This is a genomic window from candidate division WWE3 bacterium, from assembly GCA_026396615.1.
GTDB lineage: Bacteria > Patescibacteriota > WWE3 > JAPLWK01 > JAPLWK01 > JAPLWK01.
This window is the reverse complement of the sequence record JAPLWK010000004.1, coordinates 33646-57599: the sequence shown is the minus strand read 5'-3', so window position 1 is coordinate 57599 and position 23954 is coordinate 33646. Positions and strand designations below refer to the sequence as shown.

The 23954-nt window shown below is 44.8% G+C and carries 30 protein-coding genes; 21 read left to right on the top strand and 9 right to left on the bottom strand.

Annotated elements, in window-relative coordinates; genetic code table 11:
- Positions 1 to 107: 107 nt before the first annotated feature.
- The gene (gene topA / locus NT141_01065; GenBank protein MCX6783649.1) at positions 108 to 2396 is read left to right on the top strand and encodes a type I DNA topoisomerase; all 2289 of its coding nucleotides are present in this window, start codon (positions 108 to 110) and stop codon (positions 2394 to 2396) included.
- A 13-nt stretch (positions 2397 to 2409) separates the two neighbouring features.
- Here topA and NT141_01060 read toward each other — a convergent pair whose 3' ends face one another.
- Positions 2410 to 3303, bottom strand: coding sequence for a polysaccharide deacetylase family protein (locus tag NT141_01060; protein ID MCX6783648.1), 894 nt, complete (start codon positions 3301 to 3303; stop codon positions 2410 to 2412).
- A 43-nt stretch (positions 3304 to 3346) separates the two neighbouring features.
- The gene (locus NT141_01055) at positions 3347 to 4228 is read right to left on the bottom strand and encodes a tyrosine-type recombinase/integrase (protein ID MCX6783647.1); all 882 of its coding nucleotides are present in this window, start codon (positions 4226 to 4228) and stop codon (positions 3347 to 3349) included.
- Between the two features lie 169 nt (positions 4229 to 4397).
- Between NT141_01055 and NT141_01050 the strand changes: the two genes are divergently transcribed.
- Positions 4398 to 6488 carry a hypothetical protein gene (locus tag NT141_01050; protein ID MCX6783646.1) on the top strand — a complete coding sequence of 697 codons (2091 nt, stop codon included), beginning with the start codon at positions 4398 to 4400 and terminating at the stop codon, positions 6486 to 6488.
- Here NT141_01050 and NT141_01045 read toward each other — a convergent pair.
- Positions 6379 to 6852 carry a hypothetical protein gene (locus tag NT141_01045; GenBank protein MCX6783645.1) on the bottom strand — a complete coding sequence of 158 codons (474 nt, stop codon included), beginning with the start codon at positions 6850 to 6852 and terminating at the stop codon, positions 6379 to 6381. The genes NT141_01050 and NT141_01045 overlap by 110 nt on opposite strands.
- Positions 6853 to 7029: 177 nt before the next feature.
- Between NT141_01045 and NT141_01040 the strand changes: the two genes are divergently transcribed.
- The 14 genes from NT141_01040 to NT141_00975 all read left to right on the top strand — a co-directional run bounded on the left by NT141_01040 (position 7030) and on the right by NT141_00975 (position 15880).
- A complete protein-coding gene (locus NT141_01040; GenBank protein ID MCX6783644.1) occupies positions 7030 to 7590 on the top strand; it encodes an NYN domain-containing protein in 561 nt (186 codons plus the stop codon).
- 413 nt (positions 7591 to 8003) lie between these two features.
- Complete coding sequence (rpsB, locus tag NT141_01035; GenBank protein ID MCX6783643.1) at positions 8004 to 8966, top strand: 30S ribosomal protein S2; 963 nt, start codon at positions 8004 to 8006, stop codon at positions 8964 to 8966.
- Positions 8963 to 9409, top strand: coding sequence for a translation elongation factor Ts (gene tsf / locus NT141_01030; GenBank protein ID MCX6783642.1), 447 nt, complete (start codon positions 8963 to 8965; stop codon positions 9407 to 9409). The genes rpsB and tsf overlap by 4 nt, the downstream gene beginning before the upstream one ends.
- A 24-nt stretch (positions 9410 to 9433) precedes the next feature.
- Positions 9434 to 9736: a nucleotidyltransferase family protein gene (locus tag NT141_01025; GenBank protein ID MCX6783641.1), complete on the top strand. Its 303-nt coding sequence runs from the start codon at positions 9434 to 9436 to the stop codon at positions 9734 to 9736.
- The gene (locus NT141_01020) at positions 9723 to 9920 is read left to right on the top strand and encodes a hypothetical protein (protein MCX6783640.1); all 198 of its coding nucleotides are present in this window, start codon (positions 9723 to 9725) and stop codon (positions 9918 to 9920) included. The genes NT141_01025 and NT141_01020 overlap by 14 nt, the downstream gene beginning before the upstream one ends.
- 31 nt (positions 9921 to 9951) lie before the next feature.
- Positions 9952 to 10506: a ribosome-recycling factor gene (locus tag NT141_01015; GenBank protein MCX6783639.1), complete on the top strand. Its 555-nt coding sequence runs from the start codon at positions 9952 to 9954 to the stop codon at positions 10504 to 10506.
- A 23-nt stretch (positions 10507 to 10529) separates the two neighbouring features.
- On the top strand, positions 10530 to 11663 hold the full coding sequence (locus tag NT141_01010; GenBank protein MCX6783638.1) for a M50 family metallopeptidase: 1134 nt from the start codon (positions 10530 to 10532) through the stop codon (positions 11661 to 11663).
- Positions 11664 to 11731: 68 nt separating this feature from the next.
- On the top strand, positions 11732 to 13030 hold the full coding sequence (locus NT141_01005) for a His/Gly/Thr/Pro-type tRNA ligase C-terminal domain-containing protein (protein ID MCX6783637.1): 1299 nt from the start codon (positions 11732 to 11734) through the stop codon (positions 13028 to 13030).
- Between the two features lie 10 nt (positions 13031 to 13040).
- On the top strand, positions 13041 to 13385 hold the full coding sequence (locus tag NT141_01000; GenBank protein ID MCX6783636.1) for an HIT domain-containing protein: 345 nt from the start codon (positions 13041 to 13043) through the stop codon (positions 13383 to 13385).
- 151 nt (positions 13386 to 13536) lie between these two features.
- Complete coding sequence (rpsU, locus tag NT141_00995; protein MCX6783635.1) at positions 13537 to 13731, top strand: 30S ribosomal protein S21; 195 nt, start codon at positions 13537 to 13539, stop codon at positions 13729 to 13731.
- Positions 13732 to 13801: 70 nt separating this feature from the next.
- Positions 13802 to 14293, top strand: coding sequence for a GatB/YqeY domain-containing protein (locus NT141_00990; GenBank protein ID MCX6783634.1), 492 nt, complete (start codon positions 13802 to 13804; stop codon positions 14291 to 14293).
- Positions 14294 to 14388: 95 nt separating this feature from the next.
- On the top strand, positions 14389 to 14664 hold the full coding sequence (gene ybeY / locus NT141_00985; GenBank protein MCX6783633.1) for an rRNA maturation RNase YbeY: 276 nt from the start codon (positions 14389 to 14391) through the stop codon (positions 14662 to 14664).
- A 217-nt stretch (positions 14665 to 14881) separates the two neighbouring features.
- On the top strand, positions 14882 to 15322 hold the full coding sequence (locus tag NT141_00980) for a hypothetical protein (GenBank protein ID MCX6783632.1): 441 nt from the start codon (positions 14882 to 14884) through the stop codon (positions 15320 to 15322).
- 87 nt (positions 15323 to 15409) lie between these two features.
- Entirely contained in the window at positions 15410 to 15880 is a 471-nt protein-coding gene (locus NT141_00975; GenBank protein ID MCX6783631.1) for a hypothetical protein, read from the top strand.
- Between the two features lie 149 nt (positions 15881 to 16029).
- On the opposite strand, the gene rplL is transcribed toward NT141_00975, so the two are convergent.
- Positions 16030 to 16398 carry a 50S ribosomal protein L7/L12 gene (gene rplL / locus NT141_00970; GenBank protein ID MCX6783630.1) on the bottom strand — a complete coding sequence of 123 codons (369 nt, stop codon included), beginning with the start codon at positions 16396 to 16398 and terminating at the stop codon, positions 16030 to 16032.
- Positions 16399 to 16506: 108 nt separating this feature from the next.
- Positions 16507 to 16977: a 50S ribosomal protein L10 gene (gene rplJ, locus NT141_00965; GenBank protein MCX6783629.1), complete on the bottom strand. Its 471-nt coding sequence runs from the start codon at positions 16975 to 16977 to the stop codon at positions 16507 to 16509.
- 731 nt (positions 16978 to 17708) lie between these two features.
- Here rplJ and NT141_00960 point away from each other — a divergent pair.
- The 3 genes from NT141_00960 (at position 17709) to NT141_00950 (ending at position 20574) form a co-directional block, all read left to right on the top strand.
- A complete protein-coding gene (locus tag NT141_00960; GenBank protein ID MCX6783628.1) occupies positions 17709 to 17939 on the top strand; it encodes a hypothetical protein in 231 nt (76 codons plus the stop codon).
- A gap of 66 nt (positions 17940 to 18005) precedes the next feature.
- On the top strand, positions 18006 to 19427 hold the full coding sequence (gene cysS / locus NT141_00955; protein MCX6783627.1) for a cysteine--tRNA ligase: 1422 nt from the start codon (positions 18006 to 18008) through the stop codon (positions 19425 to 19427).
- Positions 19396 to 20574 (top strand): MFS transporter, encoded by a 1179-nt coding sequence (locus tag NT141_00950; protein ID MCX6783626.1) that lies wholly within the window; start codon positions 19396 to 19398, stop codon positions 20572 to 20574. The genes cysS and NT141_00950 overlap by 32 nt, the downstream gene beginning before the upstream one ends.
- A gap of 142 nt (positions 20575 to 20716) precedes the next feature.
- On the opposite strand, the gene NT141_00945 is transcribed toward NT141_00950, so the two are convergent.
- Genes NT141_00945 through secE form a run of 4 tightly spaced genes read right to left on the bottom strand, consistent with a single transcriptional unit; the run spans position 20717 to position 22554 of the window.
- Positions 20717 to 21340, bottom strand: coding sequence for a 50S ribosomal protein L1 (locus tag NT141_00945; GenBank protein MCX6783625.1), 624 nt, complete (start codon positions 21338 to 21340; stop codon positions 20717 to 20719).
- 4 nt (positions 21341 to 21344) lie between these two features.
- A complete protein-coding gene (gene rplK / locus NT141_00940) occupies positions 21345 to 21770 on the bottom strand; it encodes a 50S ribosomal protein L11 (protein ID MCX6783624.1) in 426 nt (141 codons plus the stop codon).
- Positions 21771 to 21774: 4 nt separating this feature from the next.
- Complete coding sequence (nusG, locus tag NT141_00935) at positions 21775 to 22356, bottom strand: transcription termination/antitermination protein NusG (protein MCX6783623.1); 582 nt, start codon at positions 22354 to 22356, stop codon at positions 21775 to 21777.
- Between the two features lie 3 nt (positions 22357 to 22359).
- Positions 22360 to 22554 (bottom strand): preprotein translocase subunit SecE, encoded by a 195-nt coding sequence (gene secE, locus NT141_00930; protein MCX6783622.1) that lies wholly within the window; start codon positions 22552 to 22554, stop codon positions 22360 to 22362.
- Positions 22555 to 22705: 151 nt separating this feature from the next.
- Here secE and NT141_00925 point away from each other — a divergent pair, with 151 nt between their 5' ends.
- Both NT141_00925 and pth read left to right on the top strand, forming a co-directional pair.
- Entirely contained in the window at positions 22706 to 23287 is a 582-nt protein-coding gene (locus NT141_00925; protein MCX6783621.1) for a site-2 protease family protein, read from the top strand.
- Complete coding sequence (pth, locus tag NT141_00920; GenBank protein ID MCX6783620.1) at positions 23284 to 23865, top strand: aminoacyl-tRNA hydrolase; 582 nt, start codon at positions 23284 to 23286, stop codon at positions 23863 to 23865. The genes NT141_00925 and pth overlap by 4 nt, the downstream gene beginning before the upstream one ends.
- The last annotated feature ends 89 nt before the right edge of the window (positions 23866 to 23954 follow it).

Here is a 23954-nt window from a genome sequence, read left to right as displayed (position 1 = left end):
AATTCTAACATTTCAAATTGACTTCAAATTGTAAATTTCAAATTGAAAATTGGATTTACATTTTTGTTAGTGGTCACCTCTTGACAGTTATGTTACTCTTTTAGAATATGCCAAAAAAGCTTGTCATCGTTGAGTCTCCCACCAAAGCCAAAACTTTAGGCAAGTTTTTAGGGGAGGATTATACCGTCCTGGCCTCTTACGGTCATGTGGCCGATCTACCCAAGTCCAAAATAGCCGTTGACACAGAGCATGACTTTAAGGCGACATATATAATTCCCGAAAAAGCCGAAAAGCACGTGGCCGAGTTGCGAGCGGCCGCCAAAACCGCTTCCGAAATTTATCTGGCCACTGACCCTGATCGCGAGGGTGAGGCGATTGCATGGCATATTGCGGATTTGTTAAATAAGTCGAATAAGTCGGATCCTTCGACAAGCTCAGGACAAGTAGGTCGCTCTTTTAAGCGGGTGGCGTTTCATGAGATTACTAAAAGCGCAGTGGAAGAAGCGTTTGCGCATCCGGGTGTCGTCAACATGGATCTAGTTAACGCCCAGCAGGCGCGGCGCATTCTAGATCGGTTGGTTGGCTATGAGTTATCGCCGTTACTTTGGAAGAAGGTCATTTTTGGCCTCTCGGCCGGTCGGGTCCAAAGTGCGGCAGTCCGCCTCGTCGTCGAGCGGGAGCGGGAGCGACAAGCGTTTAAGCCTGTTGAATACTGGGAGGTTTTTGTTCCCCTCGCACGTGAGGCAACGGCAAAAACTTCTGGCTTCGATGCTCAGTTAGTAGCAGAGATACGGGGCAATCAGGGAGATACAGGCGATACGGGGGTTAAATTTGAGATCGGATCGGGGAAGCAAGCTACCAGCATTGTTGCGGAACTAGAGTTGGCTAAATACCAAATTAGTGCTGTCACCAAAAGCGAGAAGCGGCGAAATCCTTACGCGCCCTTCATTACTTCATCCTTGCAGCAGGCGGCCGGCAATGCTTACGGTTTCGCGGCTAAACGAACCATGGACGCCGCTCAAAAGTTGTTTGAGGCTGGTCTCATCACTTATCACCGCACTGACTCCACTAACCTCTCACCTCAATTCGTAGCTTCTGTCAGGGAATATATCGGGAAGCAGTTCGGTCATAATTATTTGCCCGAAGTGGCGCCCGTTTATGCCACTAAATCCAAAAATGCCCAGGAGGCGCACGAGGCTATAAGGGTTACGGATGTTGATTTGTCTGATATGGGTGATAAGGGAGATAAGGCTGATTTGGGGAAGATCTATAGATTGATTTGGGAACGATCACTCGCTTCTCAAATGACACCGGCCGTTTATGATACCGTAAGCGTTGAGGTCACCGCGGATAATAAATATTTACTGCGTGCTTCCGGTTCGGTCTTGAAGTTTGATGGATGGATGACGGTTAGTGGTAAATCAGCATCCTCCTTCGCTGAAGCTACGGACGATGCTGCCATGAGTGGTGACACTACGAAAATACTAGCTAACTTAGCTGAGGGGCAGATTTTACATTTAGTGCCACCGATAAAGAGCGGGCAGCATTTCACGGAGCCACCAGCGCGTTACACCGAATCTTCCTTGATCAAAATTATGGAGGAATACGGCATTGGGCGCCCCTCCACTTACGCGCCCACCATTAACACCATTCAAACTCGCGGTTACGTAGGAAAAGATGGCCGGGCCTTGTTTCCCAAGGACGTCGCCTTTGTGGTTAGTGACTTGCTGGCCGCCAATTTTCCGGACGTCGTTGATTACGCCTTTACGGCGCACCTGGAGGATGAATTAGACGAAGTCGCTGCCGGCAAGATAGAGTGGGTCCCTGTCATTCGCGATTTCTACGGACCTTTTCACCAGTTAATTCTTGCCAAAGATAAGGAACTTAAAAAGTCCGACTTTGTAAACGTTGGGAAAAGTGACAAAAAATGTCCGCAGTGTGGAAGGCCGCTAATTTATAAGTTGGGGCGTTACGGAAAATTCCTCAGTTGCAGCGGCTGGCCGGATTGTAAGTACGCGGAGTTTATGGAGACACCGGAAAAGAAGATGGCGGCCGATGTCCTAGTCAATTTAGAGCAAGCGGGTCGCCTCACCGAGCAATTAAAAGAACCGTGTCCAACCTGCGGCGGGAAGTTGGTCCTTAAATCCGGTCCTTTTGGCGAATTTATCGCCTGCGAAAAATACCCTAAGTGCAAATTTTTAAAGCCAATCACACACTATTTAGGTCTACCGTGTCCAAAATGCAAGACTGGCGAGGTCGTAATTAAACAATCCAAACGCAAGCAGACGTTCTTTGGCTGTAGCCGCTATCCTGCGTGTGACTTTGTGTCGGGAACTGATCCACGATTACCGGTCACAGAAGCAGCCAAAAAGCCGCGCAAGAAAGCAAAATCTTAATTGAAAATTAGATTTACTTTCCAACTATTTGTTCAAACCTCTGCATCGTTGTGTACCCGTTAACATTATCTCTCGGTAGTGTCCGACTTTTTCCGGCCGCGATGCCGCCCCGCGTGCTCACCCCGCCCACAAACCCCACCGCTTGAGCGGCTTTAAGAGCAGTATCGTTAAAATATCCATATGGGTATGCGACGTACTCAACTTTGCTGCCGGTCTGCGTCTCTAAAGCCACTTTGCTGTTATAAAATTCATCATAAATTGCTTTGTAACTTAGCCGTCGTAAATCAGGATGAGTGACAGTATGATCCTCAAATTCTATTAGACCGGACTGCTGAATCTCTTTGATTTGGTCCCAGGTCATATAATTTGACTTGCCTATAGAGCCGGTGATTATAAAGGAGACAGCCTTAAAGTGATGTTTTAGGAGTAGGGGATAGGCATTGGCGAAAAAGTCGGCGTAGCCGTCATCAAAGGTCAAAATGACAGGGTGCACTGGTGTCTTTAGCTTGCCGTCGAGTATATTATAGTAGTCGCTAAGGGTAATTGGGGTAATCTGTTGTTGGTCTAAATAGTCTAATTGATCACCAAAGTTACTCGGAGTCACTGCCAACCCCGTCCTAAGCCTATCCTTAGGGTTGGGGTTCACTTCTACGTAGTGATAAGTCAGAATCTGGACTTTAGCCAGGGTCACCGCTTTCGTCGCTTGTGCCGTCACTGACGCCTCTCTGGGGGTCATCAGTAACGAGGTCCGAGAGCTCTGTGGCTTTGGTGACAGGGTCGACGTCTGTGTGTTAGTACTAGGGAGGAGGGTTGTCATTGGCGGGGTTAGCGTCGTAACCAGCAGCACAACAATGGCTAATACAGCGGTGGTAATGACAAAAATATACTTACTTTCGGGATGGGGCATGTCTGTTTATTCTATCATTTTTGAAGATCCTAAAATTGGGATTTTACAAAGCCTCTAACTCTTGTTTCTCTTCCGCAGGCTTCGTCACATAGGCCAGGTACTTCTCGGTCGTCGAAATGCGTTTGTGACCGGCAATCTTGCTTAAAAGATCTAAACTAACCCCGCGGCTTAAGTGGAAAGTAATAAAAGTGTGACGAAGATCATTAACTTTGGCGTTAGTAATACCGGCTTCTTTAAAATAACGATCAATCGTCGCTCGAATATTACGGATCAACAAAGGCCGTCCGGTCTTAGTAATAAATAAATGCTCATCGTGACTTGTCGGTCGAATCTTAATGTACTCGGCAACCGCTTCCGAAGCCGTTAAGTTTAAAGGCACGTTGCGACTGGGGCGATTCTCAAAGATGGCAATGGTGAGTTCACCATTCTTTTTAGAAGTCGCGGCTTTAAAATCCTGAACCCGCAAGCCGGCCACTTCGCCAATCCGAATGCCAGTCTGCAGAAGTACTTCAACGACGGCTCGAGTGCGGACGTCATTACGAGCGGCATCACGCAGGGCTCGGTATTCGGAGACAGTCAAAATCCGGGGCGCTTTGGGAGACAGTTGCGGGTGGGTTAATGTTGACGCCGGGTCTTCCTTAATAATTCCTTCAACTTTTAAGTACTTAAAGAAGGTGCGGGTAGAATTTATTTTTCGGGAAATGCTTTTGGCGGTGTAGTTTTTGGCAGCCAGATCATCTAAAAAGCCTTTTAAATCAACTGTTTCCACGTCGCTGGCGGTTAGTTTAGCTAACTTTTCCAAATGGGTAATCACCTGCTCAATGTCCTTGCGATAGGCGATAACGGTGGCTGACGCCCGCTTTTGAGAGCGCAAATTTTCGACGAATTTAATATGGGCGTTGCGTAAAGTAGTGGTATTAGCCATAGATTTTGTGATTATACACATAACTTGTAGTGATGTCAACTGGGATATCCCACAATTTACGACTCGTAAATTGGTAGCGAGCGAAGCGAACGTCCATTAATCCGAAATGGTATCCGAATTCGTCCGAATATCGGTTGACGTGCTCTTCGTTATGCGGCATTATTAAGGGGTGGCTAGTGAGATGGTTCCTGAAGACAAACTTCGTGAAGTGAACTCGGAAACAGAGTTTAAGCTTTTTGTAGACGCTCCTGAGGATTTTTCTAAAAGGCAATATTTGTGGGATGTTCTTGGCACCCGTCCTGAGAATTTTTATGGCGATTATTTAGAGCATGCTCGCGAAGAGCTGGAAGACTTGTATGTGAGAAATCGGCCGCTGGCGAAGGCCGTCAACGAGACTTTATATGCCGCTGGGTACGACACTTTAGCCGCGGAGGCTACTAAAGCTCGTCATGATACTCACGAGGCTTCGTCAACTCTATCTAAGTATGATACTCACGCGGCTAATTTAATGAGCGTGGGTTCTAGTGACGTAAAATCTAATAGTTTACCTGGGCTATCAGACTGGGCAGCGTCAGAGTCACAGGAAAAGTGGTCAAAAGGTGCCTCTAGTCCTTTTGATGAAAGCAAATTAAGTTCATCTGAACTTTCAGCAGTAAAATATCTAACCAGTAAAAATGACGAAGAGTCGGCCGAAAATCTGCAGGCAGTCTTGTCAACCTTTGAAGATCTAGCCACTGGTTCGCCGGAAATGGCCATTAAAGTTATTAACCGGACTTTTTCGGAAGACCATGGTGAGGAGGCAGCCGCCTTGTCTGCTATGCTTGCTAAGGATCATCCGGAATTGGCTGAGCGCTATATTGATTTGCTGCGGGAACGTTATCAAGACAAAGAATTCGCGGGGGCGGTGGCCCTGGCAGCCGGTCAGCCAGAAGTGGCTTTGGCTGAAGCTCAGGAGTTGCTTAATGTTAATCCGGCGGCGGCCTTAAAAATAGCCGGTTTTATGGAAGTTAATTATCCGGAGGCGGCTACAAATATTCGCGAGGCTCTTCAAAAGGCTGGAGCTTACACCGAAATTGAATTGCGTAGTCCTGCCGAAAAGGCCCATTTCTTGACTCTCGATGGTGAGTCGGCCGTCGCCAACGGCGATATTTCTGAAGCGATTAATGATCTGGATGACTTACTCAAATTTGGAAAAGCTGATCCTCTGGCAATTTACAAACTAGCTAGAGACCTTGGTCCCGATCTTGACCCCAATTTAGCCGAACGGGTCCATCAATTCCTAGTTGCAAACAAGCGAACTCCCTATTGGAATGGCCTTGAGCGTCTACTAGCTGAACAACCGGCCGATGCGGTCAATATGATTACGACTTTAGCGGCGGCGGAGAGCTCCTTTATTAACGGTAACACGCAAGTCACACAGAACGAAGATCACTACCAGAAACTTTTTAGAGAGAACGCTATCACCGGCGAGCGGGAAATTAGTTACTACGGACTTCAGGTGGCCGCTGGGCTTTCTGATGAGCGACGAAGCGAGTTATCTCAATATTTAGTAGAATCGAAATCTTTTAATGACCTGCTACTTTTGGCGGAAGTGGCTTTGGACCCAAAGCCAATGCTGGAAGCCGCTATAGCTAGCGAGGAGGCGGCGACTCTATTATATCCGGTTGCAGCCGAGTATGCGGTTCAATATTACGCCTTGTCAGATATTCAAGATTTTTATATTAGTAAAGGTCATTACCGGGCGGCCCGGCAGATAGTTGACTATTACAAAACTCAGGTAAAGCCCCCGGTTATTCTTGGTTCTAATGAGGATTTAACTATTGAAGCTGATTTGCGGGCACGGATGGCGGCCTTTTTAGACGGGGCGCAAATCCAAGAAGCTAGAGGTGGGTTTTCACAAATTGAGGATCCTAACGAACAAGTGGAGATTTTAGTTAGCGTGGCCTCCGAAGATCGCACCAAGGTATTTGTGGGACTGACGATACCGGAATTGTTAGTCCTTGGCGAACGCATTAACAGTTCCAAAGATTCAGTAGTGCGCGATTTACTAAAACCGTTGTTTACTTCGTTGCTGCGTAGTTCGTATGATGAAGAGGCGGCCTTGCCGCTAGCTAAGGAAATTGCTTGTACCGGTAAAGCCGACTTGTCACTCATTTTAAATTTATACTCGCAAGCCGATCGGTTTGATTTAGTAACGCAGGTAGCGGCGGAGTACCGGCTTCGGGCCACTCGCCGCCGTCTAAATCCTGAATCTGCTTAATAATTTCCGTTAAATTGTCGGCGGTAAAGAAATTAGTTAGTCTATTAATGTCTTCTCCCGGGTCGTAATTAGCGGGGGAGCCGGCAAACCACTGTCCCATATTGTCACAGGCCAGAAAATAAGCGTGATACTGCCAAACACTACTTTTAAAACGGTGCGCAGGGCTGTCAATGCTGGTTTGCAAAATCATCAGCTGGTTAAAATTATCACCGTAGTTATTAGCTAAAAACCGCAAGGCTCTTTTAGAGTTAATCAAGCAGTTTTGCGAGGTCGACTCTTGTAAACAGGCCACGTCGCCCTCGTTGCAGGCTTCCGGTTGATAGGCATAGTGCATCGCTTTTTGAATCATTTCCGATGATGTCATTAGGCGATTATGACTAAACTCTAGGGGTTTCACAAGTTGTTGACAGAAGACAAAATGTTGCTAAAATGCTATTAAGTCTTGATATTGCTAACCCCTCCCAGCTCTGTAACAGGACCTGGGAGTTTTTAATTCATTAGTGAGGCGAAGTCGATCGTTCATTTGTGATATTATTTTTGTGTGTCTAAATCAGCATCTAGAAATCTGGTAATAATTGATGGCAGTAATTTTTATCACAAAGCCAAGAAATTAGCCCCAACTGTTCATTTATCTCATGTAGATTACCGTCAACTCTTATCAAAAGTTTTAGATATTGGTATTCACAAAATGGACATTCTTTATTGTGTCGGTGAAGTAATCAATATTCGCGGAGACGCAAAATCCAAACTACTTTTCGCTAATCAGCAGGCCCTGTTTTACTTATTGGAACAACAAAAGATTATAATCAAGAGGGGATATTTATTGAAAACAGGTAGCATTTATCACGAGAAGGGAGTTGACGTAAGAATGGCATTAGAGATTCAACGTGGGGCTCTTACCAGCACTTATGATTCTTGTTTCTTAGTATCTTCTGACACTGATTTACTCCCGGCGGTTGAAGAAGCCCGTACAATAGGAAAAGAAGTGGTTTATGTTGGTTTTGAGAATTCGCTTAGTAGCGCAATGACAAAAGGTTGTTCCAGAACAAGAGTGATCACGAAAGTAATTCTTGAAGAGACGCCGAAATATCAGAAAAAATAACCCCTGCAAACAGCCGAAGCTCTCACAGGGGGGATTAACGTTTATTATTATATCACGAATACCAACATCCCACTTCGCTAAAGCTTCGTGGGATTGATGGTTGCTAGATTCGCTGCGCTTATCAAGCAACCAATCAAAAAAACCTGCAAAGGCTCGTCAGCGTTGCAGGAGATTTAAGATCCTCATTTTAGGTCTTTTTGAGAGGTACGTCAAGAATAAAATGTGCGGTGTCCAACACATGTCACACAAATAACTGTTGCAATTTGGTTAATATTTGATATAGTCACTACCAGCCATTCGACTCGCTTCGCTCGCTCATGGCAAGCCCTCGATCTCGAATGACATTACATACGGCAGCGGTTCTCCTAACATTCAAGCCGCCGTAGGTGAACAAGGAGAAATTGGAACTTATCATGTCAGACACAGCAAAGACGAAACAATCTATACCATCTGTTGAAGAACTCTTATTATCCGGAGCGCATTTTGGTCACCAAGTTTCCCGCTGGAATCCCAAGATGGCGCCTTTTATTTACAAAATTCAGGCCGGGATTCACATTATTGATCTTTACCAAACTCACAGTGCTTTGCAGAAAGCGACTGACTTTTTGGCCTCGGTATCCGCTTCCGGGCGCCAAATCATTATTGTGGGTACTAAAGGCCAGTCCAAGGAAATCGTAAGATCCGAGGCTACGGCTTCCGAAATTCTCTATGTCTCTGAGCGTTGGCTGGGCGGCACGTTAACTAACTTTAACGAAATCAAAAAGCGTTTACACTATTTAAAAGAATATTATCGTAAACTTAAAACTACCGAGCTTGACCGCTTTACCAAGCGAGAGCGGCTTCTTATGTCCCGCGAGGCCGACAAGATGAAGAAGGTTCTCGAAGGAATTTTGGATTTAAGCGGCATGCCTGGAGCGGTCATTATTATTGACCCGCATCGCGAGCATTTAGCAGTCCGGGAATGTCTGCGAATGCATATTCCAATTGTGGCTATAGCCGATACTAACTGCGATCCGACCGGTATTGATTACTTGATTCCGGCTAACGACGACGCTTTGCGGTCGATTAATATAATCGTTAGCGCGCTCTGTTTGTCTATTAAGACGAACGCAGTCACCAAAGAAACTTTGGAGCCTGTAATGACAAAGAAGACAGCCCTTCGACGAGATCAGGGTAAAGAAGTGGTTGAGCCGATGAAAGTTGTAGAGAAATTTGTTGTTGCCAAAAAGATTGATGAGTTAGGTCTATCGAACCGGTCTGTTAATGCTTTAACTAAGGCTGGGATCAAGACTTTGGCTGAGTTGAAGAAAGCCAATCTTGATGAAGTGTTTGGTCTTGGGGAAAAGAGTTTGACCGAGATTAAGGCCGTAATATGAACCTAGAACTACTCAAAAAACTACGAGAAGAAACCGCCGCTGGGGTAATGGACTGCCGTCAGGCTCTTGATGAATCCGGTGACGACTACGCCAAAGCCTTGGAATCGCTCCGTCAAAAAGGCGTTCTTAAGGCAGCTTCCAAAGAAAGTCGTGAGGTTAAAGCCGGAGTAGTGGCTTCGTACATTCATTCCGGGGACAGAATTGGATCATTAGTTGCTGTCGCTTGCGAAACTGATTTCGTGGCCAGAATTGACGAGTTTAAAGAACTCGCTCACGAAATTGCCATGCAAGTCGCCGCTATGAATCCCGCTTCTGTTGAAGAGCTTTTAGAACAACCGTTCATTCGCGATTCCAGTAAAACCATCAAAGACCTCATCATTGCCGTCGTCGCCAAGACCCGTGAGAATATCAAAATCGTCGAATTTTCCAGATTTCAAGTCTAACTTTTTTCGTGTTATTATTAAGGCATGCTTGCTGATCCTCTGTCTAAAAAAGATGCTTTGGCCGATCTTTGTCGTCAATACGGCATTAAATATTTAGCGCTATTCGGGTCTTATGCCCGTGGTGAGGCCACGCCGGAAAGCGACGTTGATCTGTTAATCCGTTTTAAGCAGGAATCAGTACCGTCGTACTTTGGTTTATTTGATATCGAGAAGGGCTTTGAGAATTTATTGGGAAAGAAAGTTGATTTGGTGCAGAAGGATTATTTAAAGGAGCTAGTTCACCCTTACGTTGATAGAGATTTGAAACCTATATATGAAGAAAGATAGCCGAGTATATTTGGACGATATACTGAAAGTTATTTATAAAAGCGAGCAGTATATCTTAGGTAAGAGCTTTGAGGAATTTTACGAAGATGAACCCGTGAGATATATGATTGTCCATTTTATTCAAGTAGTTGGAGAAGCGGCTGGTCATTTTGGGAAACCGCCATCACTGATTTTCCTAAGTTGAAGGCAATTATTGAAAGTTATAATAATACTTTATGAAAGCTTCAGAATTTACATCACACCTCCAAAAAGTCGTTGATCATTTTAAGGAAGAGCTGGCTGTCATTCGTAGCGGGCGGGCGACGTCAGCCTTGGTTGAAGACGTCAAAGTGGAAGCCTACGCCGGTAGTTTAATGTCGCTACGGGAGTTAGCCTCAATTACGGTGCCTGATCCCACCGTCATAATTATTACTCCTTGGGACACTTCCACCATTCCGGCAATCGAGAAAGCTCTACGGACGATTAATGGCGCCAGTTTTAACCCGGTTGCTGATAAGTCGCAACTGCGTCTTCCTATCCCGCCTCTTTCCGAAGAGCGTCGGCGGGAGATGGTTAAAGTTGTGCGGATGAAGCTTGAGGATGCTCGTGTCGCTATCCGAAATATTCGTCAAGACGAAATGAAGACGCTCGATGAAGAAGAGGAAAATGGTGCGATCAGTAAAGACGAGCGCTTTAAAACACGCGAAACGGTGGAAATCGAAGTCAAGAAGTTCAATTCACATTTAGAGGATGCGGCGAGTAAGAAGGAGCAGGAGCTACTTCGGATTTAATTTGAAATTGTAAATTAACAAGCATGCAAATACTCATTACAATTCTAGTTTTTCTAATCCTGTTTTCAATCATCATCATGTTCCACGAACTGGGTCATTTCTTGGCCGCTCGAGCTTCCGGTGTCCTTGTTGAAGAGTTTGGCTGGGGCTTTCCCCCTAAAATCTGGGGTAAAAAAATAGGGAAGACCACTTACACGATTAACGCTTTGCCGATCGGCGGCTTCGTGCGGCTCTATGGCAGTGAGTTTGAGAAACCGAACGACCCTAAAGCCTTTTGGAACCAATCAATTGCCAAACGTTTACTGGTCCTTTCGGCCGGCGTCGTTTTTAATATCTTATTAGCCGCCATCTTTTACTATTTTATTTTAGTCACTCATAACTTTGTTTCACAGCCGATTTTCCTATTTAACGAGTACAAATTTCCTTTCGGTCAAACGCAGGTCTACAGTACTTTAATCACGAATGTCGCGGTCTCGTCACCTGCCGCTAACGCCGGTCTGCTGCCTGGAGACCTCGTCACCGCTGTTAATAGCCACGCAGTTACTACCAGCGTCGAATTAAACAACGCCGTGGCAGGAAAGCAGGGTAAAAGCCAAGTCCTTACCGTTAAAAACATTTCTTTAGGCACGACCCGAACGGTCAACGCCACGCCATATTATGACAGTCAGTACCAGAAAACTCGTTTCGGGCTGGAACTGGGAGAAGTGGCTTACGCTAGTTACAACACACCACTGGAAAAGGCTGCTTCCGGCTTTTTACAGACAGCCAACATTGGGGCGTACACCGTTAAAACTTTAGTGGACCTCGTTAGCGTCTCTGTGAAGACCAAAAGCTTTGCGCCAGTATCAGAGAATCTCACCGGCCCGATTGGGATTGCCCAGATTGTCGGCATTGTCGTTCAAACCTCCGGTCCGCAATTAATATGGAATCTCCTCGAAATTGGAGCACTACTTAGTTTAGCCTTAGGAATCACCAATATTCTGCCGATTCCGGCCATGGACGGCGGCCACATTGCCTTCGTGCTTTTTGAACTGATCACCAAGCGCAAGCCCAGTCGCGTTATTCACGAAAAAGTGACTCAGTACGGCTTCTACGCCCTCATCGCGCTTTCTATATTGATTGCGGCGAAGGATATTTGGCGGCTCCTTAAACAGTAGGGGTGAAGCAGTCTGAACCCGCACGCCGATCTCTTTACAGTCTTAATTCTCTCCGCTATTCTGTTCATATGCGATTTTCCCAATTATTTTCAAAAACTCTAAAGAATGTACCAGCCGATTGTGATTCACTCAATGATCGTCTTCTCACTCGGGCCGGCTACATTCATCAAGAAGTGGCAGGAGTTTACACCTTTCTTCCTTTAGGCCTAAAAGTTTTAACGAAAATCGAAAACATTGTTCGTGAAGAAATGGACGCTATCGGTGGGGCTGAAATTTTAATGCCTGGGTTGTCACCGAAGGAATATTGGGAAGCGACCGGCCGGATCGAAGCGGTTGACGTACTATTTAAGGCCGTAGGTGCCAACAAGAAGTCACAGTTTCAAAATGACAAAGAGTACGTTCTTAACCCCACGCACGAGGAAGTAGTCACCCCGGTCGCCAAAAACATCATCTTTTCCTACAAAGATTTGCCGTTGCTGCCTTATCAACTACAGACTAAATACCGCAATGAACCGCGGTCTCGTGGTGGCCTGCTACGTGGTCGGGAATTCCGAATGAAGGATTTGTACTCGTTTCACACTGACGACGTTGCGTTTCAGGATTTTTATCGCGTCATCGCTTTGTCTTATAAGAAGATCTTTACCAGGCTTGGTCTTAGCGATAAAACTTACTACACTTACGCTAGCGGCGGCGATTTTACCGAAAAATATTCGCACGAATTCCAAACGGTAATGAATGGAGGGGAAGACACTATTTACATCTGCCAGAATTGCTCGTCGGACTTCGGGGCGGGGCTCGCCTACAACAAAGAGGTAGTACTTCCAAATAGCGCTGAGTTTAAGTGTCTCCATTGTGGCAAGTCAGATTTTAGGGTCGAAAAAGCCTGCGAGGTGGGGAACATCTTTCCCTTAGAAACCCGCTTTCCTAAAGCCTTTGATCTTAAATATTCAGCTAGCGACGGGTCATTACAATACCCAATCATGGGGAGCTACGGGCTGGGAACAAGTCGGGTCGTTGGAGTTCTCGCCGAAGTCTTTGGTGACGCCTTAGGTCTAAACTGGNNNTGGCCAAAAGAGGTGACACCATACGATATTCACCTAGTGGGCCTAACAAAAGAGATAGATAGAGTACAAAATGTGTACAATAGTCTCGTCACAGCGGGTAGCACAGTTCTTTGGGATGATCGACAAGATGCCTCTGCCGGTGAAAAGTTAGCTGACGCCGATCTCATCGGAATAACGACCCAGATTATCGTGTCCTCCCGTTCGCTTGAGAAGGGTGGGGTGGAGGTTCGGGCGCGGGCCGGTCGCGCGGAAGACCCGAAGAAGCCTGGGGAAATCGTTGCAATCGAAAATTTGAAATTGTAAATTTCAAATTATGTCTGACTGCCTTTTCTGCAAAATTGGAAAACACGAGGAAGCGTCCGAAATCGTCCTCGAAGACGAGAACTATATTGTCATCGAAAATAAATTTCCCAGCGCCCCCATTCATCTTTTAGTGATGCCGAAAAGCCACATTTCCAAAAAAGACGTTTTTACGTCGCCCGGTGTCAACATCTACGACGACATGGTCCGATTAGCCTTTACCGCCGCGGCAAAGATGGGGTTGAATGATGGCAACTTTAAAATTATAATCAATGGCAATAAACTGGCTCATTTTGAGCACGAGCACCTGCACTTGCTTGGTGGTTGGGCAGAGGGCGCCGTCCCACAACTAGAGTAGACTAAACCGCTTTGATTGAGTACAATAGACACTCAGTTTAATTGACTATTAACGATTGATGATTGACGATTTAATCGCAGTTATTAATCGTTAATCGTAAATTGTAAATCGTCAATTCGATAGGAGGTGTTTTCTTGTTTAAGAAACAATTATGGCTAAAATTAAAGTTAACGCAGGTGAAAGCATTGATGCCGCGTTGCGGCGTTTCAATCGTGAGGTGCTGCGGGATGGAATACTTCTGGAGATTAAAAAACGGGAGTTTTATCAAAAGCCTTCCCTTAAGCGAAAATTAGAGAAGGAAGAGCTTCGTCGTCAAAGTATTTATAATCGTCACAATTCTAAATAATAAGATCCATTGTGACGAATACATGATCGTAAGATTAATTCAATAAAACGCGTAACAACAATTAAAATCAATGCTAACCGAAAAATTACACGAAGATTTAATAACAGCCCAAAAAGCCGGCGACACCGCTAAAGTCGCCGCTTTGCGGTATCTTTTAGCCGATGTTAAAAATCGCGAAATAGAGCTGCGCTACCTGCAAAATACCGGGAAGGTACCAGTCGGTACCTTCCAGGCCGATGGTAATATTTCTGATCAGGAGGTCATCTCAATTATCCAAAAGCAAGTTAAGCAGCACATTGAGTCGGTAACGGCTTTTGAGTCTGGGAATCGGGCCGATTTAGCCAACAAAGAGGCCACAGAACTGTCTATTTTGGAAGCCTATCTTCCTCCTCAAATGGCCAGGGATGATATTAAGGCCGAGGTCAGCTTACTGGTTGGAATTCTACCGGAACCGGATCAAAAGAATTTTGGCTTGGTGATGCGAGCGGCCATGGCAGAACTTAAAGGTCGGGCGGATGGATCTTTAGTACAACAAGTGGTTAAAGAGGTACTTGGAGTTTAGCCCATTTTGTCATTCCGGGCTTAACCCGGAATCCAGTCAATCAGATCCAATCTTTTACTAGATTCCGGCTCTGGGGCCGGAATGACATGTTTTTTATGGATACTTTCATTAATGTAACTATCACCACTGACTCCGAAATTCAGAAGCTTAATAGGAAGCATCTAAAGCATGACAGGCCGACCGATGTTTTGTCATTTAACATTGATGAGACTTTGCCAGATGGGCGTTACTATCTAGGTGACATCATCGTGAGCCGCGAAACGGCCGAACGTCAAGCTTTGTCACAGGGTCACAGTGTGGAAGTTGAGATCTCCGAACTCATTGCCCACGGCGTTTTACATCTTCAAGGAGTCCATCACGAAGGACACTAAATTGAGACGCTCGCATTACCCGCTACCAATTTTACCGAGGCGATAAAATTGTAACGCTCACTCCGTTCGCTACCAATCGTCTCGTGGCGATCCGATTGTAGTGGCGACATTTATGGCGCTTTTCCAAGCTAATTAAGCGTAGCGTCAAGTTAATTTTACAACCTTTCCAAAAAGTGTTACCCTATAGCCACTAAATTAAGATAGAGGAGAGTATCAAATGAATTCCACACTGTGCACCTTTCAACTAAAGGCGCTTTTTGACCTTTTTTACAAGAAAATGTCAGTAAATGGCATAGCCACCTCGGCTTGGTTATTGCCGGTTTCAGTTGAAGTTGGTGGTAAGAGGCAAAGTTTGTTTTTACAGCTAAAACTTTCGCATAACGTAGTAAGCAAGATTATTACGACCGAAATTGCCTGGCATAAGCGTTCCAAGATTACTAGCTGGGCCTACAGTATCACAGAAGCGCTACCACCGCTGCACGAGGCGCTATACAATGTTATTGCACGGGTTCAGAAGTGCGCCCTTGAAAATAAGGAGGTAATTTTTGAAGTTCTTTGCAATGGAAACAGGCAGTTAATTACAGGTAGTAGCAACGTTTCGCCAGATACTTTGATTGTTAACGCATTACTAGCCGCGCAATTGGAAGTTAAAGCATAGAAATAGGTTGTAAATAAGGCCCGAAGTGTTTTTTTTAAATTAAACACCTTGGGCCTTTTAAGAACTAAATTAGAAAGGGAGGAAGAGATGTCAACTCAGAACTGTATTAACAGTCTGCAAGTAAATTATTTGCGAAGTTTTGGTCATCGGGATAGGGGCACACGACTCAATAGTAACTATATCTGGTCGTTACCAGTTAGGAGTGGGTCAAAAGTTGATTTTTTAGAGATCATAATCGCAGAAAGTTCACTGGGTGGGGTGAGGGTTGGTCTGGAGTGGAAGCACTATCACATGGCGGCCTTCACGGCTCAAATCTCTGGCAAGAAGATTTTAGACTTGGCGGAAGTAGCTAAACTTATTGTTGACGGTTTTAACGATACCGCTAATTATCATCGTGGCATAGATTTCTTTATAAAGTGTGGAGATTTTTGTCAAATTATCAAAAGGCCGATACTACGATCAAAACCTCTTAGTGTAGACGAACAATTCTTTAGCGGCGAGACTTTTGAGCTCCGTTTAGAAGCGGTTATAAACGCACTGGAGTCGTCTTTAAAGTAAAAACAGGATTATTGCAAGGCACGCTGAGAAAATATTTCAGCGTGCCTTTTTTGTTGTTTCCTGTAACTCCCCAAAATAAAAAAAGACCCCGGATTGCGGGATCTTCTTTTGTAATCGTTTACTGGATCCGCCAGTTGGCGGATGACAGGTTACGCGAGTTCTACTTTCGCTCCGGCGGCTTCGAGTTTAGCCTTGGCAGAGTTGGCGTCGTCTTTTTTGGCGTTTTCTAAAATCGTCTTCGGGGCGCTTTCGACCACTGATTTGGCCTCAACTAACCCTAAAGTGGGGTTGATTTCCCGAACCGCTTTAATTACAGCGATTTTGCTGGCTCCAGCCTCTTTTAGAATCACGTTAAATTCCGTTTTTTCTTCAGTGGGTGCAGCGGCTGCAGCCCCGGCAACCATGACAGGAGCGGCAGATACGCCGAATTTCTCCTCTAAAGCCTTAACTAACTCGTTAAGTTCTAACACGGTCAACTTTTCTACGGATTCGATTATTTTAGTTACAGATTCAGACATAATTACACCTCCAATCGGTATTATGACCATTATGGCCATTGGGACTATTGAGGCCATTTATCGATCGACAGATCAATGGTCGTAATAGTCTTAATGGTCTCAACGGGCTTAATTTCGTTTTTTAGCAATCTCACTAAGTGCTACAACTAATTTCGTTTCCAGTCCGGTTAAACTCCACACGAATTGGCTTAGTAAGCCTTGGCGAGAGGGGATCATGGCTAGAGCTTTAATTTCAGTTTCATTAATAGTCTTGCCGTCAAAATGGCCCAATTTAAATTTTAAAGCCTCAAATTCCTTGGCAAAAGCGGCCAGGACTTTAAAAATAGTTAAATCTTCAGTTTCGGTTGACACGACGGCGGTTTGGCCCTTTAGAACTTCTTTTAATTCCATGGCCTTTTCTAGCAGGGAGTTTTTGGCCACGGTCATAATGGCGGTGGCGGAGTCAAGACGGGCCCGCAGGTCATTGACTTGGTTGACCTTAAGGCCGGTATAGTCAATTAAAACAAAAGACTTGGCGCCTTTAAGTTGCGTCTTTAGATTCTCGAGTTGTTTAGTTTTAATATTTTTAGAAACAGCCATATTCAATATGTATGTCATTCCGGCCTCAGAGCCGGAATCCAGTAAAAGATACGATTTTTATACCGTAGTTACTGGATTGCGGGTCAAGCCCGCAATGACTTGTTTATATATCAATATTAATCCAAAGCCAGGGAAAATAAACGAGGATTAGTCGAGTTTCTTCCTGCGCAGGTTATTAAGTCAGACTTTGTCCAACACCCGCGGTCTTTGGTTGCAATCGTCAATATAACAATAAAATAGAGCTACTGTCAACCGCATGTTTAATTAACGACTTGGGACAAATTTGCACACGTGGGCAAAAATGTCACTGACAAAAAGTTGCTCGAGCAGTAAAGTGTCAATCTGGACAAAATTTGCCGATCGGCATAAAATGTCAGCGTTTGAATTTTAATTAAACCGGCGTATACTACGAGCCGTTTACAAATGGGATAACTTTCTGTGACAATTTTTGTCGATATACCTAATTTGTCACCGAAAAGGAGAGAAAGATGAAATCAGTTATTAAGGTGTCATTGCCGCCGTCGGCTGATGCTCGACCATTGATTTTGTTGGCTGGACAGATACATGGATAATTTTGGGATGATGGTTTCGGGTATGTCAGCCTCGTTTGTGCGGTTGAGAAACAGGCCGAGGTTTTGGCCTTGTTAAAAGCTAATAATTACGCTATATTGGCCTAGGATAAATTTAGTTCAGGAGCGGTAAGATTTTCGGATAAGACAAGGAGAAAATAAATGGCAAGTTCATCTACTTATGTTTTGGCTGGAGCGCCGGTTGGGGAATACGTTTCTATTTTACTGACGTATAGGTATAACTTTCAAACTTGTATCGACTGTATTCAGAGAGGTATTCTAAGTTTTGAAAATTTAGATGATGCTGTGATTGCAACTACTTGGCTTCGAGAGCACGGCTTTAACAACGCCAAGGTTGCTCCGGCTGATTACAAGTATGTTCCGTTGGATTAAGATATGGCCTGTTTTCACGACTTAATTGTTGTTGAAGGCAGGCCGTTTTTTGCTATTATATAAATCATGAAACTCTACAACTCCCTCACTCGTCAAAAGGACGAGTTTATTCCTATAAATCCGCCTCATGTTGGTCTGTACACCTGCGGTCCCACGGTCTACTTTTATCCTCAAATCGGCAATTGGCGGACGTTTGTGTTTGAAGATATCTTGCGGCGGACGCTAGAATACAACGGCTACGAGGTTAATCACGTTATGAATGCGACCGATGTCGGTCACCTAACCGGCGATAATATTGGCGACGCCGATCTCGGTGAGGACAGAATGGAAAAGGCCGCCAAGTCAGAAAATAAGACGGCGTGGGATATTGCCGATTTTTACATTAAAGACTTCATTGATTCCCGTCAGAAGCTAAATATTATCGCGCCGACCCATTTTATGCGGGCCACCGACTATATTCCTGAGCAGATAGATCTCATCAAACGTCTTGAGGTCAAAGGTTTGACGTATACGACCAAGTCTGGCGTCTATTTTGATGTTGCTAAGTGGCCAGAGTATGGGAAGCTTGGCGGGCAAAAATTGGTCGATAAGCGGGTAGCGACGCGGGAAGAGTTAGTCGAAGATCCAGAGAAGCGGCATCCTTACGACTTTGCTTTGTGGAAATTTTCGCCAACTGACGTCAAACGCCAGATGGAGTGGGAGTCGCCGTGGGGTCGCGGCTTTCCGGGCTGGCACATTGAGTGCTCGGCAATGAGTATGAAGTATTTAGGCGAGAGTTTTGACATTCATACCGGTGGCATTGATCACATCGCCATTCACCACGCCAACGAGATTGCTCAGAGCGAAGGAGCGACTGGCAAACAGTTTGCGAAATATTGGCTCCACGCCGCTTTTCTGCAAGTCGATGGCGGACGGATGGGGAAGAGCCTGGGGAACGCTTATACTCTGGCTGACATTGTTGCCAAAGGATTTTCGCCGTTAGCGCTTCGTTATTTTTATTTAACGGCGCATTACCGAAAACCGCTCAATTTTACCTGGGAAGCGCTGCAGTCAGCGGCACAGTCGCTTGATAATCTGATCAACAGATTACAAACGCCAGTTGCAGCGCACGTTGATTTAACATCGTCAGAAGTGGCGTCATATAAGGCCAGATTTGTTGAGGCGATATCTGATGACTTTAATATGCCGCAAGCTTTGGCTGTTGTCCAAGAATTGGTGAGTAAGCATAGTGGGGCAGAGACTATTAAATTAATTTTAGATTTTGATCGGGTTTTGGGTTTAGGTCTTCATGAGAGGCATGACGTGAAGGTCGAGATTCCGGTTGAGGTCGCGTCGTTACTTAAGGAACGAGAACAGGCCCGGTCACAAAAGGATTTTAGGCGGTCCGACGAGTTGCGAGATGAGATTAAAAAGTTAGGATTTGAGGTTAAGGATACAACGGACGGCCAACAAATACATGCCCACGATTACACCAAAAAAATTCTTTAGAAAAGTGGTGGCAATTCAGTTCCTCACGGCCGCCTCGGGAGCCATTGTCTCGGTGGTTTTTACTTTAATGCTCCGGAAATATTTAGGGAGCGATAAGGGAGTCAGTTTGGCGATTGCCGGCTTTAATGCCGCAGCACTATTCTTCTTTTTCATTACCGTTCCTTTAGTTCGCTATCTTCACCAACGCCGCAGCCTCGATATCGCTTTGCTCCTAATGCCCTTCGTCATTTTTCTGCTGGGATTCGCGACTAATATCTATGAATTGTGTTTTCTGTACACTATTTGGGTTCTATTTTCGGTGATTTACTCTTTTAACGTGGAAATATATATGAAGCGACTAAATGCTGAAGAGAACATCATTGAAAACAACTCCAAAATGGGGGCAATTTATAACAGTGCCTGGGTAATTTTTCCGTTCGTTGGTAGTTTTATCTCGGAACGTTTTAATTATTCTTGGGTTTTTGTAGTCGCGGCGGCCTTTGCGGCTATTGCTTACTTAATTCTTCCGCGGCATGGGATGCCACGAGCGCCGGTGAGTGCGGGACTGCAAAACCCTTTGAAGACCGTCAAATTATTCTTTAGCAACCGCTTTCGGGTGCATGCCTTTATTAACGCCCTAGGACTGGATTTTATTTACGGCAGTTGGTTTTTAATCACTTTATTCTTAAATAAGCTAGGAGCTTCGGCCACTCAGATCGGAATCGTCACCATGATTGTCTATTTACCGTGGGTTCTCCTGGAGATTCCGGTGGGGCGGCTGGCTGACCGCCGCATCAAAGCTCCAATTATGTTCATCATTGGCTACGTCATTATGGCTATTACGACGGTCATTATGGGTTTGACTACTAATATAGTCTTGTTCACGGCAATTTATTTCCTGTGCGCCTGCGGAAGCACGCTAATTGAGCAAATTAGGTACCCATATTTCCTTAAACACCTGTCTGCTGAAGAGAACGGACTAGTCAGCATCTTTTTGATGGAATCACCAATTGGTCGCATTCTGGCTCCCTTGTTAGTCTTCTTACTGCTTAAGTTTCTGCCGATTCAAGGGGTTTTAATAGTCTTTGGTCTTATTACACTAATTTTTGCGGGTAACGCCTTGTTTTTGAGGGAGAAGAAAGGGATAAACTTAGTTAAAAACTTGTAGCCGTTAGTAAAAGCTGATTTAACAGAATAAATTTTTAATTTTTAATTTAAAATTTTTAAACAATTATTAATGAATTAAATCATTAAAAATTTACTGGGGTACTGTATTTTGAATCTTTTCCTGGAATCACGGAATGGTGTTGTTATATCTCGACAATGGCGGCCTTGGTCTGCGTGGCTTTAAGAAAAATTTCTTTAATGAATTTGCCCTTAACTTTAGCCGGCTTGGCGGCTGTTAAAGCGTCAATGACGGCTTTAAAATTAGCCTCTAATTTTTCGTCGCTAAAACTTAATTTTCCGATTAACGTGTGAATTACCGGAGCGTCCTTTTCAGTTTTTAAATTAATTTGGCCTTTTTTTATTTCGGCAATGGCTTTTTCGGGGGTGGCGGTAACCGAACCGTTCTTGGGAGAGGGCATTAAGCCTTGAGGACCAAGGATCTTGGCCGCGCGAGCTAGTTTGGGCATCATCTCCGGAGTCGTTACAATGGCGTCAAAATCAACTTTGGGCTTAAGGGTGCCTTTTATAATCTTTTCAACTATTTCTTCGCCGCCGGTTAGATCAGCAATGGTTTTAGCGCTGTCAGCAGTAATTAGGAGGACTTTCTTTTCCTTGCCGGTGCCGTTTGGTAGCGTTAGAGTAGCCTTAACTGCTTGCTCTTGCTTGGTAGGATCAATTCCCAGGTTTAAATGAAGCTCAACCGTTTGATCAAATTTGCTACTTTTAGCGTATTCACGAATAGTTTTTAAGGCTTCTAAAAAGTTCATAAGTCTATTTAATCACGTCGACCCCCATACTCCTCGCTGTTCCCGCAATTATCTTGACCGCTTCAGGGAGGGTTCTGGCGTTAAGATCCTTCATTTTAAGAGTGGCAATTTCTTCTAACTGAGCGTTAGTGATCCTTCCTACTTTGTCGCGATTAGGCACACCGCTGCCGGCAGTAATCTTTAGTGCTTTTTTAATTAACACACTAGCGGGAGGAGTTTTTAAAATAAAAGTGAAACTACGATCCTCGTAAACAGTGATAATAGCGGGCACTACAATATCGCCCATATCTTTTGTGGCGGCGTTGTACTGCTTGCAAAATTCCATGATAGCCACTCCATGTTGTCCTAATGCAGGACCAATGGGAGGAGCGGGATTGGCCTTCCCAGCACTAGCGTTAATTTTTACGATTGCCTTAATTTTTTTAGCCATAATATTAAAGAGGCGCGACTTGCAGGAAATCCAGTTCGACTGGAGTTTCTCGTCCAAAAACACTGACTAGTACTTTCACTTTACCTTGCTCTTCATTAATTTCATCAACGGCGCCTACAAAGTCGGCAAAGGGTCCGTCCACAATCTTAACACTATCGCCAACGGTGTACTTGGCTTCGAATTTGGGCGCTTCCGATTTAATAAACTTAAGAATCGAATTAACTTCGGAAAGTGGGATTGGGGTTGGCCGATCGCCAGTACCCACAAAGCCCGTCACTCCGGCCGTTGATCGCACTAAAAACCAAGTGGCGTCGGTCATTTCCATGTGGACCATGACGTAGCCGGGGAAAAGTCGCTCATCAACCTTGCGCTTTTTGCCCTCAGAAATGGCAATCTTCTCTTGAGTTGGTACTAATATTTCGTTAATCTTCGCGGCTAAATCAAAGCTGGCAGCCCGTTGCTGCAATGTTTTACAGACTTTTACCTCGTGCCCGGAGTAAGTATGCACCACATACCAACGTGAATTTTCAGTTGGCTCCGAGATGCGGACTAAATTATCTTTTTTTTCTTCCGGTGTGTCGGCCATAAATTATTTATTAATTGCCAGTTTTAAAGCCTGTCCTAATAGCGCATCCAAACCACCAAGGTAGAATCCTATCACGATACTGACCCCAATTACAATCCCCGAAAGCTTTAGTAGCTGGCGACGAGACGGCCAGATGACTTTTTTAAGTTCGTCACGAGCCTCAATTAAGAATTGTTTGGCTTTAGTTATGATGTTCATTTTAGCTTACGTGGGCTTCATTTTACGGGTAGATCGTGTTAAAGTAAAGGGCGTATTTGTCATTCCGGCCCCGGAGCCGGAATCTAGTAACAGATTAAATTTATGTTAGATTTACTGGATTCCGGGTCAAGCCCGGAATGACATTTTGATTATGCTGCTATCACTTCTTGGCTCCGGCCTACACCTAGATCCTCTTACTTTAATAATTACCCTGGTCATCATTTTGGCATCATTGGCCCTAGTCCTGAGCGTTCACGAGGCGGCGCACGCCTTTGTAGCGAATGCACTCGGCGACCCAACGGCCCGTTTGTCCGGTCGTTTAACTCTTAATCCACTGGCCCACTTGGACCCAATTGGCACTATTGGAATTTTATTTTTTGGTTTTGGATGGGGCAAGCCGGTGCCATTTAACCCTTATAATCTTAAGAATCCCAGACGCGATGCCGCTTTAACCCTTCGACTTGGCTCAGGGCAAGTAGGGGTGACAGGTATGGTAATTTCGCAGTTGGTGGTTTTGAATCTAACTTTGGCAGTATTTAATTTAATTCCACTCGGTCCATTAGACGGCTTTAAGGTGGTCGCCGGCCTTTTACCGTGGCAACTAGCAATAGACTGGCAGCAAACGGAACGCTGGGGCATTTTTATTTTGCTATTCTTAATGATGACGCCGGTTTTTGGTACTATTGTAGGGGTACCGGTTTCGGTGTTATCTAGGTTGTTGTTGGGGGTATGAAATTAATTGTCGGTTTAGGAAATCCGGGAAACGAATATAAAAATACTCGGCATAACGCTGGGTTTATGATCGTGTCTGCCTTGGCCGAAGGCTTAGCTTGGAATAACGATAAGGGATTTAAAGCAGAAATTGCTGATAAGGGTAATTGGGGGGATAGGGGTGATAAGATTTTATTGATGCGGCCGCAGACGTTTATGAACTCTTCTGGTGAAGCAGTTGCTGCTGTTGCCGCTTTCTACAAAGTCAACATAAGCGATATTCTCGTTATTCACGATGATCTTGACGTCAAATTAGGAGAATTTAAATTGCAGCAGGGGATTGGTCCTAAAGTTCACAATGGGCTATTAAGTATCGAAGAGAAATTAGGAACGAAGGATTTTTGGCGGCTGCGGGTTGGGGTTGACGCGCGTGATAATGGCCAGCGCGATGTGCCCGGAGAAAAATATGTTTTGTCAGATTTCACCTTGGAAGAATTGTCGTTACTACAAAAAAACACCCCCCAATTTTTAGAAAAAATTGAAGGGTGGTTACAAACAAATCATCCAAATTCCTCTGCAGCGGCTTCGTACCCTTTTTGATCTACACAAACAGCGAAATTGATTTCGTCTCTAGATGGACTGTGGTTCCATACTTCAATAATTTTATTGTACAATTTCAGTTGCCACAA

What these genes read in the sequence shown, in the direction of transcription:
- topA (MCX6783649.1), top strand. Translation starts at nt 108, where the DNA reads ATGCCAAAAAAGCTTGTCATCGTTGAGTCTCCCACCAAAGCCAAAACT.
- NT141_01060 (MCX6783648.1), bottom strand. Translation starts at nt 3,303, where the DNA reads ATGCCCCATCCCGAAAGTAAGTATATTTTTGTCATTACCACCGCTGTA.
- NT141_01055 (MCX6783647.1), bottom strand. Translation starts at nt 4,228, where the DNA reads ATGGCTAATACCACTACTTTACGCAACGCCCATATTAAATTCGTCGAA.
- NT141_01045 (MCX6783645.1), bottom strand. Translation starts at nt 6,852, where the DNA reads ATGACATCATCGGAAATGATTCAAAAAGCGATGCACTATGCCTATCAA.
- rpsB (MCX6783643.1), top strand. Translation starts at nt 8,004, where the DNA reads ATGTCAGACACAGCAAAGACGAAACAATCTATACCATCTGTTGAAGAA.
- tsf (MCX6783642.1), top strand. Translation starts at nt 8,963, where the DNA reads ATGAACCTAGAACTACTCAAAAAACTACGAGAAGAAACCGCCGCTGGG.
- NT141_01025 (MCX6783641.1), top strand. Translation starts at nt 9,434, where the DNA reads ATGCTTGCTGATCCTCTGTCTAAAAAAGATGCTTTGGCCGATCTTTGT.
- NT141_01020 (MCX6783640.1), top strand. Translation starts at nt 9,723, where the DNA reads ATGAAGAAAGATAGCCGAGTATATTTGGACGATATACTGAAAGTTATT.
- NT141_01015 (MCX6783639.1), top strand. Translation starts at nt 9,952, where the DNA reads ATGAAAGCTTCAGAATTTACATCACACCTCCAAAAAGTCGTTGATCAT.
- NT141_01010 (MCX6783638.1), top strand. Translation starts at nt 10,530, where the DNA reads ATGCAAATACTCATTACAATTCTAGTTTTTCTAATCCTGTTTTCAATC.
- NT141_01000 (MCX6783636.1), top strand. Translation starts at nt 13,041, where the DNA reads ATGTCTGACTGCCTTTTCTGCAAAATTGGAAAACACGAGGAAGCGTCC.
- rpsU (MCX6783635.1), top strand. Translation starts at nt 13,537, where the DNA reads ATGGCTAAAATTAAAGTTAACGCAGGTGAAAGCATTGATGCCGCGTTG.
- NT141_00990 (MCX6783634.1), top strand. Translation starts at nt 13,802, where the DNA reads ATGCTAACCGAAAAATTACACGAAGATTTAATAACAGCCCAAAAAGCC.
- ybeY (MCX6783633.1), top strand. Translation starts at nt 14,389, where the DNA reads ATGGATACTTTCATTAATGTAACTATCACCACTGACTCCGAAATTCAG.
- NT141_00980 (MCX6783632.1), top strand. Translation starts at nt 14,882, where the DNA reads ATGAATTCCACACTGTGCACCTTTCAACTAAAGGCGCTTTTTGACCTT.
- NT141_00975 (MCX6783631.1), top strand. Translation starts at nt 15,410, where the DNA reads ATGTCAACTCAGAACTGTATTAACAGTCTGCAAGTAAATTATTTGCGA.
- rplL (MCX6783630.1), bottom strand. Translation starts at nt 16,398, where the DNA reads ATGTCTGAATCTGTAACTAAAATAATCGAATCCGTAGAAAAGTTGACC.
- rplJ (MCX6783629.1), bottom strand. Translation starts at nt 16,977, where the DNA reads ATGGCTGTTTCTAAAAATATTAAAACTAAACAACTCGAGAATCTAAAG.
- NT141_00960 (MCX6783628.1), top strand. Translation starts at nt 17,709, where the DNA reads ATGGCAAGTTCATCTACTTATGTTTTGGCTGGAGCGCCGGTTGGGGAA.
- cysS (MCX6783627.1), top strand. Translation starts at nt 18,006, where the DNA reads ATGAAACTCTACAACTCCCTCACTCGTCAAAAGGACGAGTTTATTCCT.
- NT141_00950 (MCX6783626.1), top strand. Translation starts at nt 19,396, where the DNA reads ATGCCCACGATTACACCAAAAAAATTCTTTAGAAAAGTGGTGGCAATT.
- NT141_00945 (MCX6783625.1), bottom strand. Translation starts at nt 21,340, where the DNA reads ATGAACTTTTTAGAAGCCTTAAAAACTATTCGTGAATACGCTAAAAGT.
- rplK (MCX6783624.1), bottom strand. Translation starts at nt 21,770, where the DNA reads ATGGCTAAAAAAATTAAGGCAATCGTAAAAATTAACGCTAGTGCTGGG.
- nusG (MCX6783623.1), bottom strand. Translation starts at nt 22,356, where the DNA reads ATGGCCGACACACCGGAAGAAAAAAAAGATAATTTAGTCCGCATCTCG.
- secE (MCX6783622.1), bottom strand. Translation starts at nt 22,554, where the DNA reads ATGAACATCATAACTAAAGCCAAACAATTCTTAATTGAGGCTCGTGAC.
- NT141_00925 (MCX6783621.1), top strand. Translation starts at nt 22,706, where the DNA reads ATGCTGCTATCACTTCTTGGCTCCGGCCTACACCTAGATCCTCTTACT.
- pth (MCX6783620.1), top strand. Translation starts at nt 23,284, where the DNA reads ATGAAATTAATTGTCGGTTTAGGAAATCCGGGAAACGAATATAAAAAT.